This window comes from Novispirillum itersonii (assembly GCF_014205675.1).
Taxonomy (GTDB): domain Bacteria; phylum Pseudomonadota; class Alphaproteobacteria; order Rhodospirillales; family Rhodospirillaceae; genus Novispirillum; species Novispirillum itersonii_A.
The window spans coordinates 135960-149793 of sequence record NZ_JACIIX010000009.1 but is presented as its reverse complement, the minus strand read 5'-3'; the positions used below and the strand labels follow the sequence as shown (position 1 = coordinate 149793).

The 13834-nt window shown below is 64.1% G+C and carries 10 protein-coding genes; all 10 read right to left on the bottom strand.

Annotation, left to right across the window (positions count from 1 at the left end; translation table 11 throughout):
- Positions 1-188 precede the first annotated feature (188 nt).
- The 10 genes from bluB to gltX all read right to left on the bottom strand — a co-directional run bounded on the left by bluB (position 189) and on the right by gltX (position 13829).
- Positions 189-839, bottom strand: coding sequence for a 5,6-dimethylbenzimidazole synthase (gene bluB, locus FHS48_RS12790; protein ID WP_184263956.1), 651 nt, complete (start codon positions 837-839; stop codon positions 189-191).
- On the bottom strand, positions 832-1776 hold the full coding sequence (locus FHS48_RS12785; RefSeq protein ID WP_184263955.1) for an RNA methyltransferase: 945 nt from the start codon (positions 1774-1776) through the stop codon (positions 832-834). Before FHS48_RS12785 ends, bluB begins: the two co-directional genes overlap by 8 nt.
- Before the next feature lie 3 nt (positions 1777-1779).
- Positions 1780-2541: a DUF2927 domain-containing protein gene (locus tag FHS48_RS12780; RefSeq protein WP_184263954.1), complete on the bottom strand. Its 762-nt coding sequence runs from the start codon at positions 2539-2541 to the stop codon at positions 1780-1782.
- On the bottom strand, positions 2538-4130 hold the full coding sequence (gene cimA, locus FHS48_RS12775; protein WP_184263953.1) for a citramalate synthase: 1593 nt from the start codon (positions 4128-4130) through the stop codon (positions 2538-2540). The genes FHS48_RS12780 and cimA overlap by 4 nt, the downstream gene beginning before the upstream one ends.
- A 169-nt stretch (positions 4131-4299) precedes the next feature.
- The gene (locus tag FHS48_RS12770; RefSeq protein WP_184263952.1) at positions 4300-6120 is read right to left on the bottom strand and encodes a methyl-accepting chemotaxis protein; all 1821 of its coding nucleotides are present in this window, start codon (positions 6118-6120) and stop codon (positions 4300-4302) included.
- 114 nt (positions 6121-6234) lie between these two features.
- Positions 6235-6765, bottom strand: coding sequence for a PAS domain-containing protein (locus FHS48_RS12765; protein ID WP_184263951.1), 531 nt, complete (start codon positions 6763-6765; stop codon positions 6235-6237).
- A 543-nt stretch (positions 6766-7308) separates the two neighbouring features.
- Positions 7309-9129 (bottom strand): methyl-accepting chemotaxis protein, encoded by a 1821-nt coding sequence (locus tag FHS48_RS12760; RefSeq protein WP_184263950.1) that lies wholly within the window; start codon positions 9127-9129, stop codon positions 7309-7311.
- A 47-nt stretch (positions 9130-9176) separates the two neighbouring features.
- Positions 9177-9707: a PAS domain-containing protein gene (locus tag FHS48_RS12755; protein WP_184263949.1), complete on the bottom strand. Its 531-nt coding sequence runs from the start codon at positions 9705-9707 to the stop codon at positions 9177-9179.
- Between the two features lie 368 nt (positions 9708-10075).
- On the bottom strand, positions 10076-12277 hold the full coding sequence (locus tag FHS48_RS12750; protein WP_184263948.1) for a putative bifunctional diguanylate cyclase/phosphodiesterase: 2202 nt from the start codon (positions 12275-12277) through the stop codon (positions 10076-10078).
- A 208-nt stretch (positions 12278-12485) separates the two neighbouring features.
- Complete coding sequence (gene gltX / locus FHS48_RS12745; RefSeq protein ID WP_311769138.1) at positions 12486-13829, bottom strand: glutamate--tRNA ligase; 1344 nt, start codon at positions 13827-13829, stop codon at positions 12486-12488.
- Between the last annotated feature and the right edge of the window lie 5 nt (positions 13830-13834).

Genomic DNA, 13834 nt, shown 5'->3' with positions numbered 1-13834 from the left:
TCTGTTGGCCTCCCGTGCGTCTGAACGGAACGGGGTTTTCCGCCCCTGCCCCCAACAGACGTCCTCCAAAACGAGGTCAAGGAGCCTGAGGCTCCTTGTGGGTGCAGGGCAAAGCCCTGCGTCAGATCGAGGCCAGATCACCTCATTAAGCATGCGGAGGCAAAAGCAGCACGAAGGCGGCGACGCCCTCACCGGCGCAGGGTCAGCGCATCCGGGCTGAGGCGGTCCTGCCAGCCGGTGCGGACCAGTTCGGGGACCTTATGGTCTTCCTCGGGGTAGCCGATGCACAGATAGGCCACCAGATCCCACGGCTCCGGCACATCAAGGGCGGCTTTGACGGCGGCAGGGTCGATGATGCTGACGATGCCGATGCCAATCCCCCGGGCGCGGGCGACCAGAAACAGCGCCATAATCGCCCCGGCGACGGAATACTGGAGGGTCTGCGGCATGGTGCGACGGCCGAGGCCGTATCCGGCGGCGGGGGCGGTGTCGCAGAACACCGCCATCTGCACCGGAGCACGGTCGAGCCCGGCCAGCTTCAGCCCGGCGTACATCCGCGCCCGTTCGCCGTGGTAATCGGCCAGTGCCTCGGCATTGGCGGTCAGGAACGACTGACGGACGGCGGCGCGGCGGGCCGGGTCCTCAACCGTAACAAAGCGCCACGGCTGGCTGTTGCCGACCGAGGGCGACAGGCAGGTCAGGCGGATCAGGTCGTCCAGCTCCCCCGGCGGCAGCGGATCGGTGCGGAAGTGCCGCACGTCGCGCCGCCACAGCAGCAGGTCTTCCAGCGTCTGCCGGAAGCCTGCATCAAACACCGGGGGAGCCGGGGCGTCAGTCATGGGCCGGGGTGTCCGGGCCATCCGTTTCGGGCATCCCGGCTTCGGGCGGCAAAGCGCCTTCCTCGGCGGCCCAGCCCATGATGTTGCCTTCCTCGTTGCGGTGCGGGCGGTCCGGGCGGCGGCCCCAGCGCAGTTCGCGGATGATGCCGTGCAGAGTTTTCACTTCCTGCGCCGACAGGTTGTTGCGGGCGAACATGGCGCGGATGTTGCGGACCATGCCGGGGCGCTTGGCCTCCACCCGCAGGAACCCGCAGGCGTCCAGTTCGGTTTCCAGATGGCGGTATAACACATCCAGTTCCTTCTGGGTCGCCAGCGGCGACGACCGCTCGGCGGCGCGGACATCCGGGGTGTCATCGCGCCGCTGGAACCATTCATAGCCGACCAGCAGCACCGCCTGCGCCAGGTTGAGCGAGCAGAAATACGGATTCAGCGGAATTTCCAGCACCGCCGAGGCCAGCGCCACATCATCGTTATGCAGCCCGGAGCGTTCCCGCCCGAACAGAATGCCGCAGTGCTCCACCGGGGAGCGGTGCAGCGCCCCGTGCATTTCGGTGGCGGCGGAGCGCGGCGTGACCAGCCGCTTCATCATATCGCGGCGGCGGGCGGTGGTGGCGTAGACGTGGGTCAGGTCGGCGATCGCCTCTTCGGTGGTGTCGAAGATGCGGACCTGTTCCAGAATGGCATCAGCGCCGGAGGCGGCGGCAATGGCGCGCTCCGCCATGTGGTCCGGGCGCGGCCGGACCAGACGCAGGTCGCCCAGCCCGCAGTTGCCCATGGCGCGGGCACAGGTGCCGATGTTTTCTTCCAGCTGCGGTTCCACCAGAATGATCGCCGGGGTTACCCCGCGGGAGGCGGTGACGTCCTTGGGCAACAGTGCCCGTCCGCGTTCCCGCCATCCAACCTGCTGGCCCGCCTGCTGGCCGGTCTCGTCCGCCATCCCTTACTCCACTCCTCGGTTTGCAAGCGCGGTCCGGGCTGCTTTCAGGGCCTCCTCCCGCGGCATGCCCGGCGTCATCGCCGGATCATAAGCCAGTTCCACCGCCATCCGGCCCTGCCCGTGGAAGGACAGACCGCTGGGGCGCACACGGAATACATCAGCAGCCAGCTTGGATTCAATGGTCAGGCCGAAGGCCTTGGCCAATTGTTCCCCCAGACAGGCATTCCGCATCGTCGGGCCAAGGTCATCGCGGATGACCACCATCACCTGCGCCAGCACGGTGGCATCGGCACCGACGGTGGCGCAGCCGCCCCGGGTATCCAACACGGCGGCGGCGGCGGCGGGCGGCAGGTTGAGGCCCGCCACCTCGGCTTCCGGCACCACGGCAATCACCAGATTGCCCGCCGGAGCGGTTCCGGCCTTCAGGGCGGCCAGATCCGCCTGCCCGGCCACGCTGACCTCCAGCCCGCGCAGGCTGTCCCACAGGTTCAGCATGGCGGTGACGCCGTCAGCCCAGCGGATCTGACCGTCTTCCTGCCTGGCCGGGGCACCGATCAGCACCGCCTTGACCGGCTGGGTCCAGCGGCGCAGCAGCGGCGCGCCCTTGCCTTCCTGCGCGGAAAAGGCAATGCGGTCAAACAGGCGGATCACCGTTTCTGCCGGGGGCTTCTCGATGGCACCGGGGTCGGCGGTGTAAAAGCCGATCCCCAGCATCAACACCAGCGTGCCGACCGTCAGCAACAGCATGTTGCGGAACATTTTCATGCTTCGACACCCGCCCGGTACAGCTTGTAGGTGATGGAATCCCGCAGGGCGTTATAGGACGCATCAATCACGTTGGTGGAGACGCCGACGGTGGTCCAGGTGTTGCCCTTGCTGTCGCCGCTTTCAATCAGCACGCGGGTGACGGCGGCGGTGGCGGCTTCCGGGGTCAGGATCCGCACCTTGTAATCCACCAGCCGCAGGTCGGCCAGCTGCGGATAGACCGGCACCAGCACCTTGCGCAGCGCCGCATCCAGCGCGTTGACCGGGCCGTTGCCTTCAGCCACCGCCATATGCGGGCCGTCGTTCAGGGTCACCTTGACGGTGGCTTCCGACAACGTGATCAGCGCCCCCTGCGCATTCCAGCGCCGTTCGTCGATGACGCGAAACGACGACAGCCGGTAATAGTCCGGCACATCGCCCAGCACCATGCGGGCCAGCAGCTCGAAGCTGGCTTCGGCACCGTCATAGGCATAACCGCCGAATTCACGGGTTTTCACCTCGTCGATCAGCCTGGCGACCTTCGGATCGGTCGGATCAACATCAAGGCCGATTTCGCGGAAGCGGGCGAGGAAGTTGGACCGCCCGGCCTGATCCGACACCAGAATGCGGCGATGGTTTCCGACCAGTTCCGGGCGGATGTGTTCGTAACACTTGGGGTCTTTTTCCACCGCCGACACATGCAGCCCGCCCTTGTGGGCAAAGGCGGCCTCGCCGACATAGGCGGCATTGCGCAGCGGGGCGCGGTTCAGCCGTTCGTCCAGCAGGCGGGAGACCTGCACCAGCCGGGTCAGGTCGTTGGGGCTGACCCCGGTCTCAAAACCCATTTTCAGCATCAGGGTCGGGATCAGGGAAATCAGGTTGGCGTTGCCGCAGCGTTCGCCCAGCCCGTTGAGGGTGCCCTGAATCTGCCGCACCCCGGCCAGCACGGCAGCAAGGCTGTTGGCCACCGCGTTTTCGGTGTCGTTATGACAGTGGATGCCGAGATGGCTGCCCGGCACATGCTTCACCACCTCGGAGACGATTGCCGTCACCTCGTGCGGCAGGGTGCCGCCGTTGGTATCGCACAGCACCACCCAACGCGCCCCGGCCTCGTAGGCGGCGCGCACGCATTTCAGGGCGTATTCCGGGTTTTCCTTGTAGCCGTCAAAGAAGTGTTCGGCATCGAACATCGCTTCCCCGACCCGGCCCTTGGCATGGGCGATGCTGTCGCCGATCATCCGGACGTTTTCATCCAGATCAACGCCCAGCGCCACCGCGCACTGGAAATCCCAGGTCTTGCCGACCAGCGTCACCACATCGGCCCCGGCCCCGACCACCGCCTGAAGGCCGGGGTCATTCTCCGCCGAGCGCCCGGCGCGGCGGGTCATCCCGAAGGCGCAGAATTTGCCGCGCCCCATTTTCGGGCGGTCAGCAAAAAAGGCGTCATCCGTCGGGTTGGCCCCGGGCCAGCCGCCTTCAACATAATCAATACCAATGGAATCCAGCTCGCGCGCAATCGCCGCCTTATCAATGGCGGAGAAGTCCACACCCTGCGTCTGCGCACCATCGCGCAGCGTGCTGTCGTAGAGGTAAACGCGCTTGTCGCTCATTTGCGGCTGGCTCCTTATGCCGCCGACTGGATATCAGCCGGACCTGTCGATCATGCCCCGGGACACCGGGCAAGAGGCGCAGAATGCACCAGAGGGCAGCCCGGCTCAAGACCAGACCGCCCTCTTCCATTACAAAACGGGAGTTTTTGAAGAAATAAAATTATGAGGGTCAAACGATTTTACGCATGGTGATCAGGAAGTCATCGACACTGCGGGTCAGCACCTCCGCCGAGTCTGCCAGACTGTCGGCCGACTGGTTAACGGAGTGTGCCACCTCGCCGGTGCGGACCGACCCGGTGCGGACCGTATCGACGCTGTCCGTCACCGCCTGCGTTTCGCGGGCAACGTTTTCCACCCGCTGATTGATCTCGCGGGTGGCCGCTTCCTGCTCCTCAATCGCCGCCGCCACCGACTGCACCACTTCGCTGATGCTGTTGATCACGCCGCCAATGCCGGAGATCACATGCACCGCCCGGCCGGTGGCCGTCTGGATGCCGGAAATCTGGCTGGAAATCTCGCCGGTCGCCTTCGCGGTCTGGTTGGCAAGGCTTTTCACCTCGTTCGCCACCACCGCAAAGCCCTTGCCCAGATCTCCGGCCCGGGCTGCCTCGATGGTGGCGTTCAGCGCCAGCAGGTTGGTCTGGTCGGCAATGTCGGTGATGATCTGGATCACCGCGCCGATCCGGTCGGCCGCTTCCGACAGCGATGCCACTTCGGTGCTGGCGGAATCAATCTTCTGCACCGCCTCCGTCGCCGCCCCGGTGGCATAGGCCACCTGCCGCGCCAGTTCGGAGATCGAGGCCGCCAGCTCGGTCGAGGCCCCGGCCACCGCCTGCACGTCCATCGACGCCGACGACAGCGCGGTGGCGGCATCGTGCGTCCGCTGGCTGTTGGTTGCCGCCAGTTCCCGCATATCGCCGGAAACGCCCTGAAGCTCGTGCGAGGAATCCGTCACCTGCGCCACCGTCGCCTTGACGGTCTTTTCAAAGGTGTCTGCCACCCCCTTGAAGTCATCAATCTTGCGTTCCATCGTTTCGATGGCCTGATTGATGTGGCGCACCCCGGTCAGGAAGTCGCCGCGTGAACCGCTTTCGTTCATCCGGCGGAAGTATTCGCCCTGTGCCACATACTGCATCGCCGCCTGCGATTCCCGGATGTAGGATTCCACGTAATCCAGCAGACGGTTGACGTCGTGCTGGATCGCGCCCAGCTCATCCTTGCGCCAGATGTGCAGCACCCGGACGTTGAGATCGCCCTTACAGGCCTGATGCAGAATCCCGGAGGTGCGACGGATCCCGCGCACCGTATCCAGCAGGCGCTTGACCACATAGCCCAGCACCGACAGACCGATCGCCAGCAGAATGGCGGTGATGATGACGGTGTTGCGCACCCCGTCCCGCGCCGCCACAGCAGCCTCGTTCAGCGACTGCGCATTACCGGCCACCACCTTGTCAACCTCGACGCCCAGCACTTCGACCATACCGGTGATTTTCTCAGCGGTGCCGTCAAACTGCCCCATGATGCGGTTGCCGCCCTCCGGGCCTTCCGCCACATAGGCCTTCGCCATGGTCTGGCCCATCTGGTAATAGGGGATGAAGGCGGCACGGGTCTCCCCGGCGATCTTCAGCACCTGCGGCAGGCCAAGGATGGTCGCCTGCTTTTCCACCTCGGCCAGATCGGCCTTGAAGCGTCCGGCAAAGTCCTCGGCCTTCTTAAAGCCGTCATCCAGACCATCCTGCCCGCGGGTGGCGGAAATATCGGTCAGCCACTGCTGCACCTGCACCACATCAAACTGCACATCCTGTGCGGCGTTCAGCAGGGCGATCCCGGCGTTGGTCCGGGCCTGAACATCCTTCTCGATATGGACGATGGAATCGCGGATCGCATTCAGCGACCACAGGGCAACGCCGCCCAGCGCCCCCATGACCAGCACCAGCAGAATACCACCAACCCATGCCTGACCCCGCAGGGTCTGAAGAAATGTCCGCATCAACCTCTGGCCCCTTTTATACCGCTTCCGGCGCCCCCCGCAGGGCTTTCACCGGTCCATACCGTTCTGCCGCGGAATAATCAGCATTCCGTCATTTAGAAGCAGAAAAAACTGTCATCTCCCCTGAATAAGCGAAAACATGAACTGGTCATAGCGCTTTCCGAGACCGGCCAGATGGGCTGACAGGGTCCGGCTGGACTCGTGCATGCCGTCTTTGCGGTTTTCGGCTTTGTTTTCAATATCCCGCAGGCTGCGGTACAGGCCTGACACCGCCTCCACCGCCGACCGGGACGGGACCCGGCGGCAGGAGTGGAACCCGATGACGGACCCGTCCGGCATCCGGGTGGGGGTCACATGGGCTAAGACCCAATAATGATCCCCGTGCTTAGTCCGGTTGACGACATAAGCAAAGATTTCCTGACCGGCGGCCACCGTATCCCACAACAGGCGGAACACGCAGCGCGGCATGTCCGGATGACGAATCACGTTATGCGGCTGGCCGAGAACCTCTTCCTCCCGATAGTCCGCGATCCGCAGAAACACATCGTTGGCATAGGTGATCCGGCCCTGAAGGTCTGTTTTGCTGACGATGATTTCTTCCGGGCCAAAGAACCGTTCAACCCCGGTCAGAGCACTCTGTGACATCCACTCCCCCTTCCTGCCGCTCCTGTGCGGCTGGCGCCCCTGCGCCGTTGGTGGGGCTGATGGTCTTCAGCCATCAGCTTAACCCTTCACACTGTCAGAACAGGAGCCCGTCTCCAGGCTCCGGGCCAGAACAGGAGCCCGTCTCCGGGCTCCGGGCCAGAACAGGAGCCCGGAGACGGGCTCCTGAAAATTAAAAAATCCTAATAAACAGGAATCAGCGGTCACTTTCCGACGGAAAAGGACTTACATCTCAGAGGGTTTTTCCCGATTTTATTGGAGTGCCATCCCGGATATTCAATCCGCATTTTGCAAATGCGGAGCCTGAATACCACAGAGACACCTCTGCACAGATGATCTAGATCAATTTTGATGCAGTTCTTTGGGATCAGAGCAGTTAAGAAATCGTGACCGCGGCCATACCCAGACGCCACCCCTGCTTGCATCACCACAGTCAATAAAACAGAAACAGGCCCCGGTGTCTTCCGGGGCCTGCGCCGTGTTTCCGTCCGGTCACTTTTACCGGTCCCTTTTAAGGGTGAATCCTCAGATCACCTGCCGGACAGAGGTCAGGAAGTCATCGACATTGACCCGCAGCCGGTCCGCCGACACCGCCAGACTGTCCGCTGACCGGTTGACCACCTGTGCCGCATCGCCGGTCCGGACGCTGCCATCCCGCACAACCTCGACACTGTCGGTGACCGACTGGGTATCGCGGGCCACATTCTCAACCCGCTCGGTGATTTCCCGGGTCGCGGCTTCCTGCTCCTCGATGGCGGCAGCAACCGACTGCACCACTTCACTGATGGTGCCGATCACGCCGCCAATGCCGGAAATGGCATGGACCGCACGACCGGTGGCACTCTGGATTCCATTGATCTGTCCGGCAATTTCGCCGGTGGCCTTGGCGGTCTGATTGGCCAGCGATTTCACCTCGTTCGCCACCACGGCGAAACCTTTCCCCAGCTCTCCGGCGCGGGCCGCCTCAATGGTGGCATTCAGGGCCAGAAGATTGGTCTGATCGGCAATCGCGGTGATGATGCTGATGACATCGCCGATCCGGTCGGCGGCCTCCGACAGCGATCCGACCTCGGCCCCGGCGCTTTCCACCCGGCCAACCGCATCGGAAGTGGCATCGGAGGCATAGGACACCTGCCGGGCCAGTTCGGAAATCGACGCCGCCAGCTGGGTCGAGGCCCCGGCCACCGCCTGAATATCCATCGAGGTCGACGACAGCGCCTCGGCGGCGCTGCCGGTCCGGCTGCTGTTGACCGAGGCAAGGTCCCGCATTTCCCCCGAGACCGTCTGAAGATCCCGCGAGGATCCACTGACCTGCTCCACCGCCTGCCTGACGTTCTGCTCGAAGGTGCCGATCACGCCCCGGAACGCATCGACCTTCGACGACATCTGATCAATCGCCCCGTTCAGCTTCCGCGATGCCGTCAGGAAATCACCCCGGGTTCCGGTTTCCAACACCCGGCGGTAATACTGGCCACGGGCCACATGCTCCATCGAGGCCTGCGCCTCACGGATGAAGGCTTCCACCGAGTCCAGCAGGCTGTTGACGTCATGCTGGATCATGCCCAGCTCATCCCGGCGCCAGATGTTCAGGATCCGCACCCCCAGACTGCCCTCGGCCGCCTGCCGCAGAATGCCGGAGGTGCGGCGCACCCCGCGCACCGTATCCAGCATCCGCCGGACGATCAGCCATGCCACCACCAACGCCACAGCCTGCAACACCACCGTTACAACCTCAGTCGTGGCAACATCTTCGGTAATCTGTCCGGCGGCCTGATCAAGGTCCGCGCTGTTGCCTTCGACCACGGAATCAACCGCCGCATTCAGGGCATCGACCATCTCCGTCAGGGTTTCGGCGTTGGTATCAAAGGCCTCCATCTGCCGGTTACCCGCCTCCGGGCCGCCGTCGACATAGGCCGTGGCCATCGCCTGCCCGGTGCTGTAATAGGCCGTGAACGCGCTGCGCATTTTTGCCGTCACCGCCATCACCTGCGGCAGATTCAGGGCGGTGGCGTGTTTCTCCACTTCCGTCAGGTCTTCAGAAAAGCGCCGGGAGAAATCAGCGGCCTTGGCGAAGCCGTCATCCAGCCCATCCCGGCCCCGGGTGGCGGAAACATCGGTCAGCCACTGCTGCACCTGTACCACATCGAACTTCACGTCCCGCGCCGCCTTCAGCAGCGCGACCCCGCTGTTCATCCGGACCTTGACCGCCGCATCAATATCTATGACAGCCGTACGGACCGACACCAGCGACCACAGCGGAGCCCCCCCGGCCAGAACAATCATCGCCGTCAGAACCAGTCCGGCCGCCCAGGCCTGTGCCCGCAGCGTGGTCAGAAACACCTTCATCTCAACCCTCACCCCTGCGCGGCCGTCCGCCGCCTGTTCTTATTCTGTCAGCCTGCCGCGATCAGCCGGTGCATCAGCTGGTCATAGGGCGTGCCGATCCGCCCCAGATGGTCGTGCAGGGCGCGGACTGACGCCGCCAGCCCGTCCTTGGTGTTCTCAATCGCCGCCTCAATCCCCAGCAGATCTTCATACAGGGGACGGATCGCCGCCAGAGCGGCCTTGCCCGGTGCCCGGCGGCAGGAGGTGAAGCCGCTGACCGATCCATCCGCCGCCCGGTCCGGGGTGGCATGGGCCAGCACCCAGTAATGATCGCCGTGTTTGGTGCGGTTGATCACATAGGCGAACAGCTCCTGCCCCTCCATGATGGTGTCCCACAGCAGTTTGAACACGCAGCGGGGCATCAGCGGGTGGCGCACGATGCTGTGCGGCTGCCCCAGAACCTCATGCTCCTCGTAATCGGCGATGCTGCAAAACCGGCGGTTGGCATAGACGATCCGGCCGCGCAGATCCGTCTTGCTGACGATCACATCATTGGGATCAAGAAACCGTTCCGCACCGGTCAACAGGACCTGCCCCATGGGCTTTGCTCCTCACTGGACGCCGCCTCCCTCCCTCTGATGGGCCGGAGACCACAACACGCGTCCGGGGTAGCAAATGCCGTACCACCGGAGGGACCGACTCAAGCCATACCCTGACGGTCGTAAGCATCAGGATGGAATCTTTAGGGTCTATGCCTTAGGTCATAGATGAACAGCTCAAAGCGATCAGGAAAGGATAAAAATTAATCGGATCAATCAATCCAGAATAAATTAGAATGTTTTTAATATAATGAAATTTTCATTTTAAAGAGTGTTTTGCAAACTGACACCGCATATTGCGAATGCTTTTTTCTCTTTTTGCGAAAACGCCGATCCCAATCCGGCCTCTCTGCTCCAGACACCCGGCCTCAGCCGACCCCCAGCTCCAGATCATCATCGCAACCGACCATGAAGGCCTCAAACTCCGGCCCACTGATCGGGCGGGCAAACAGATACCCCTGTGCATAGGTGCACTGGTTGGCTTTCAGGAAATCAGCCTGCGCCTGCGTTTCCACCCCTTCCGCCACCAACGCCAGATCCAGCGAGCGGCCCATCAGGATAATCGCCCGCACAATCGCCTTGTCGTCGGAACTGTCGGGCAGGTCACGGACGAAAGACTGATCAATCTTCAGGGCATCAATCGGGAAGCGCTTGAGGTAGCTGAGGGAGGAATAGCCGGTGCCGAAATCATCCACCGACAGTGTCACCCCCAGTCCGCGCAGGGCCCACAGGGCCTTGGTGGCTTCTGTGGCATTTTCCACCAGCACTGATTCCGTCAGTTCAAATTCCAGCTGGCGGGCCGACACCCCGGCGGCGGCGACAATTGCCTTCACCCGCTCCACCAGCAGCGGATCACGGAACTGCCGCGCCGACAGATTGACCGCCACCCGCACCGGCCGGTGGCCCTGCCGGTTCCAGCGGGCCAGCCAGCGGCAGACCTCTTCCAGCACCCATTCGCCGATGGCGATGATCATGCCGGTATCTTCCGCCACCGGGATGAACTCCACCGGCGACACCGCCCCCAGTTCCCGGCTGTCCCAGCGCAGCAGGGCTTCCGCCCCGCTGATCTGTCCGGTGGCCAGATCCATCTTCGGCTGGAACACCACCCGCATCTCGCCCCGCTCCAGCGCCCGGCGCAGGCCGGTTTCCAGATGCAGGCGGCGGACCATCTCGTGCGACAGGTGTTCCGAATACACACTGTAGGTGTTGCGGCCCTGCCGCTTGGCGTGATGCACGGCGGCATCAACGTTACGCATCAGGCCGTTGGGGTTGCGGGCGCTGTCAGGGTACAGCACCACCCCGATAGAGCCGGAAATGAAGATCTCCCGCCCGTCGATGACAAACGGCTGTTCCAGATGCTTCAGCACCGCCGCCGCCGCCGCCGTGACCTCCGCCTCATCGGAAACCCGGGGCAGCAGCACGGCGAATTCATCGCCGGACAGGTGGCTGATAAAGGCCTCCGGCGGGCTGATCATTTCCAGCCGCCGCGCCACATCCTGCAACACCCGGTCGCCGGTGCTGTGGCCCATGGTGTCGTTGATGGTTTTGAAATGATCAAGGTCGATATACAGTACCGCCGCCCGCTGGCTGCCGCGTTCCGCCCGCGAGACCGCCTCTTCCAGATGATCCTGAAACAGCGTGCGGTTGGGCAGGCCGGTCAGCGGATCCCGCGTGGCCAGAAACCGCAGCCGTTCCTGATGCTGGTGCCGTTCGGTGATATCTTCCAGTGTCACCGCCAGACGGCCGCCGCCCAGCCGCCCGCCGCTCAGGCGCACTGCCGAGACATGCAGCCACCGCGTCTGCCCGGCAATCACCACCGTCAGTTCACGGTCAATATCGCCATAGCCGTCAGCCACCCGCTCCAGCGCCGCCGGAAGCCCGCTGTCGGCATACCACGGCAGGGTGTCATGCAGCGGGCGGCCTTCCACCGCCGCCACATCCAGCCCCAGCAGCCGCTGGCAGCTGCGGTTGCCGAGACACCACGCAAAGCCGGTGACCGCGCCGCTGCTGTCGCGGACCGCCTCCACCACCGCCGCCGCCGCATTCAGGCTGTCCAGCAGGCCGCTGACCGCTGACCCCGCCTGCAACAGCGCCGTCAGGGTGGATCGCCGTTCCAGCGCATACAGCAACGCCCGGCGCAGGGACACCGGGCGCATATCGGCCTTTACCAGATAATCCTGTGCCCCCCGGCGCACCGCCTGAAGGGCCATCCGCTCCGACGCATCGCCGGTCAGTACCACCACCGGCACGCCGGGGGCATGGTCAATCACCGCCTCCAGCGTCGCCAGACCGTCACTGTCGCCCAGCGACAGGTCCAGCAGCACCACGTCGGCACCGCCGCCGTCCTCTTCCCCGGCCCCCGGCCCGGTGCCGTGCAGCACCGCCAGCCCCTGTTCCAGCGTCGCCGCCCGCAGCACACGGAACCCGGCGACATCGGCACCCGCCACCGCACCGGCCCCGGCTTCCAGATAGCCCTCGACCAGTTCCGCAAACAGCGGGTCATCCTCGATCAGCAGAACTGTCGGCAGCGTGAAGGCGGAGGTCGGGGCAAAAGAACCGTGGAAAGGCATGGGCATAACCGATGATGGTTTTTGGCGATGGTCTGGCAACAGGGCAACATCAGGCCTGCGGCAGCATCCTGACGCGACGGCAAGGCCGACAGGGTACGTCAATCCGTGGTGGCTGAATACCGGGGATTTCGGATCGCGACACTGACATGAGTCAATTTTTATATAAATGTCGCCGCCGCCGCCAGCCCTGCCCGTCTTCCCCGGCCAGTTACCCCGCCAGACGGGCCAGCACCCGGTCCCGCCCGATCAGCGGCAGCAGGGCTTTCAGCTCCGGCCCGTGGTCATGCCCGGTCAGCAGGCGGCGCAGCGGCAGGAACAGATCCTTGCCCTTGGCCCCGGTGGCGGCCTTGACGGCATCGGTCCACTGCTTCCAGGTCTCCTGTGTCCACACCCCGTCCGGCAGGCAGGTCAGCGCCGCCTGACGGAAGGCCGGATCAACCTCCACCCCCGGCAGCGGGCCGGAGACGGTATAGACCACCTGATACCACTCCGTGACATCGGCAAAAACGGTCAGGTTGCCGCGCACCGCCTCCCAGAAGGCTTCGGTGGCCTGCGCACAGCCCAACGCATGCAGGCGGGCCTGTGCGGCCTCCCACGGCAGGTGATGCAGCAGCTTCTGGTTCAGGCGTTCCAGCTCCGCCGGATCAAAGCGCGGGGTGGAGCGGCCGAAGTGGGTGATCTCAAAGGCGGCGACCAGCGCATCCATGCTGTCGGTCAGGTCAATCGCCTCCGACGAGCCCAGACGCGCCAGCAGCGAACAGATCGACAGCGGCTCAATCCCCTGCCCGCGCAGATCGCCCATCGACAGCGAGCCAAGGCGCTTCGACAGGCCCTTGCCATCGGCCCCGACCAGCAGCGGCAGATGGGCAAAGGCCGGAACCGCTGCCCCCAGCGCCTCGAACATCTGGATCTGCACCGCCGTGTTGGTCACATGGTCTTCGCCACGCACCACATGGGTGATGCCCATGTCGGCGTCGTCAATCGCCGACGGCAGCATGTACAGATAGGTGCCATCCTCGCGGATCACCACCGGATCGGCCAGATGGGCGGCATCATAGGTGCAGTCGCCCCGCACCAGATCGGTCCAGCGGATGTCGCCGTCCACCAGCCGGAAACGCCAGTGCGGACGGCGGCCTTCTGCCTGATAGGCGGCGATCTGTTCCGGGGTCAGCGACAGGGCGGAGCGGTCGTAGATCGGCGGCTTGCCACGCATGCGCTGGCGGTTGCGCATGTATTCCAGCTCTTCCGCCGTCTCGTAACACGGATACAGCCGCCCGGCGGCAATCAGTTTATCCCGCGCCGCGTTGTACAGGTCCAGCCGCTGCGACTGATAGAAGGTCTGGCCCCACTCAATCCCCAGCCAGCGCAGATCGCGGGCGATATCATCGACATGTTCCTGCTTCGAGCGTTCAAAATCGGTGTCGTCATAGCGCAGGATCAGGTTTTCCGCCCGGCCGCCCGCCAGCAGGAAGTTGATCAGCGCCACCCGGATGTTGCCGACATGCAGCTTGCCGGTGGGGGACGGGGCGAAACGGACCAGAACGGACATGATGCTCT

What these genes read in the sequence shown, in the direction of transcription:
- bluB (WP_184263956.1), bottom strand. Translation starts at nt 839, where the DNA reads ATGACTGACGCCCCGGCTCCCCCGGTGTTTGATGCAGGCTTCCGGCAG.
- FHS48_RS12760 (WP_184263950.1), bottom strand. Translation starts at nt 9,129, where the DNA reads ATGAAGGTGTTTCTGACCACGCTGCGGGCACAGGCCTGGGCGGCCGGA.
- FHS48_RS12770 (WP_184263952.1), bottom strand. Translation starts at nt 6,120, where the DNA reads ATGCGGACATTTCTTCAGACCCTGCGGGGTCAGGCATGGGTTGGTGGT.
- FHS48_RS12785 (WP_184263955.1), bottom strand. Translation starts at nt 1,776, where the DNA reads ATGGCGGACGAGACCGGCCAGCAGGCGGGCCAGCAGGTTGGATGGCGG.
- FHS48_RS12780 (WP_184263954.1), bottom strand. Translation starts at nt 2,541, where the DNA reads ATGAAAATGTTCCGCAACATGCTGTTGCTGACGGTCGGCACGCTGGTG.
- FHS48_RS12755 (WP_184263949.1), bottom strand. Translation starts at nt 9,707, where the DNA reads ATGGGGCAGGTCCTGTTGACCGGTGCGGAACGGTTTCTTGATCCCAAT.
- FHS48_RS12750 (WP_184263948.1), bottom strand. Translation starts at nt 12,277, where the DNA reads ATGCCTTTCCACGGTTCTTTTGCCCCGACCTCCGCCTTCACGCTGCCG.
- FHS48_RS12765 (WP_184263951.1), bottom strand. Translation starts at nt 6,765, where the DNA reads ATGTCACAGAGTGCTCTGACCGGGGTTGAACGGTTCTTTGGCCCGGAA.
- cimA (WP_184263953.1), bottom strand. Translation starts at nt 4,130, where the DNA reads ATGAGCGACAAGCGCGTTTACCTCTACGACAGCACGCTGCGCGATGGT.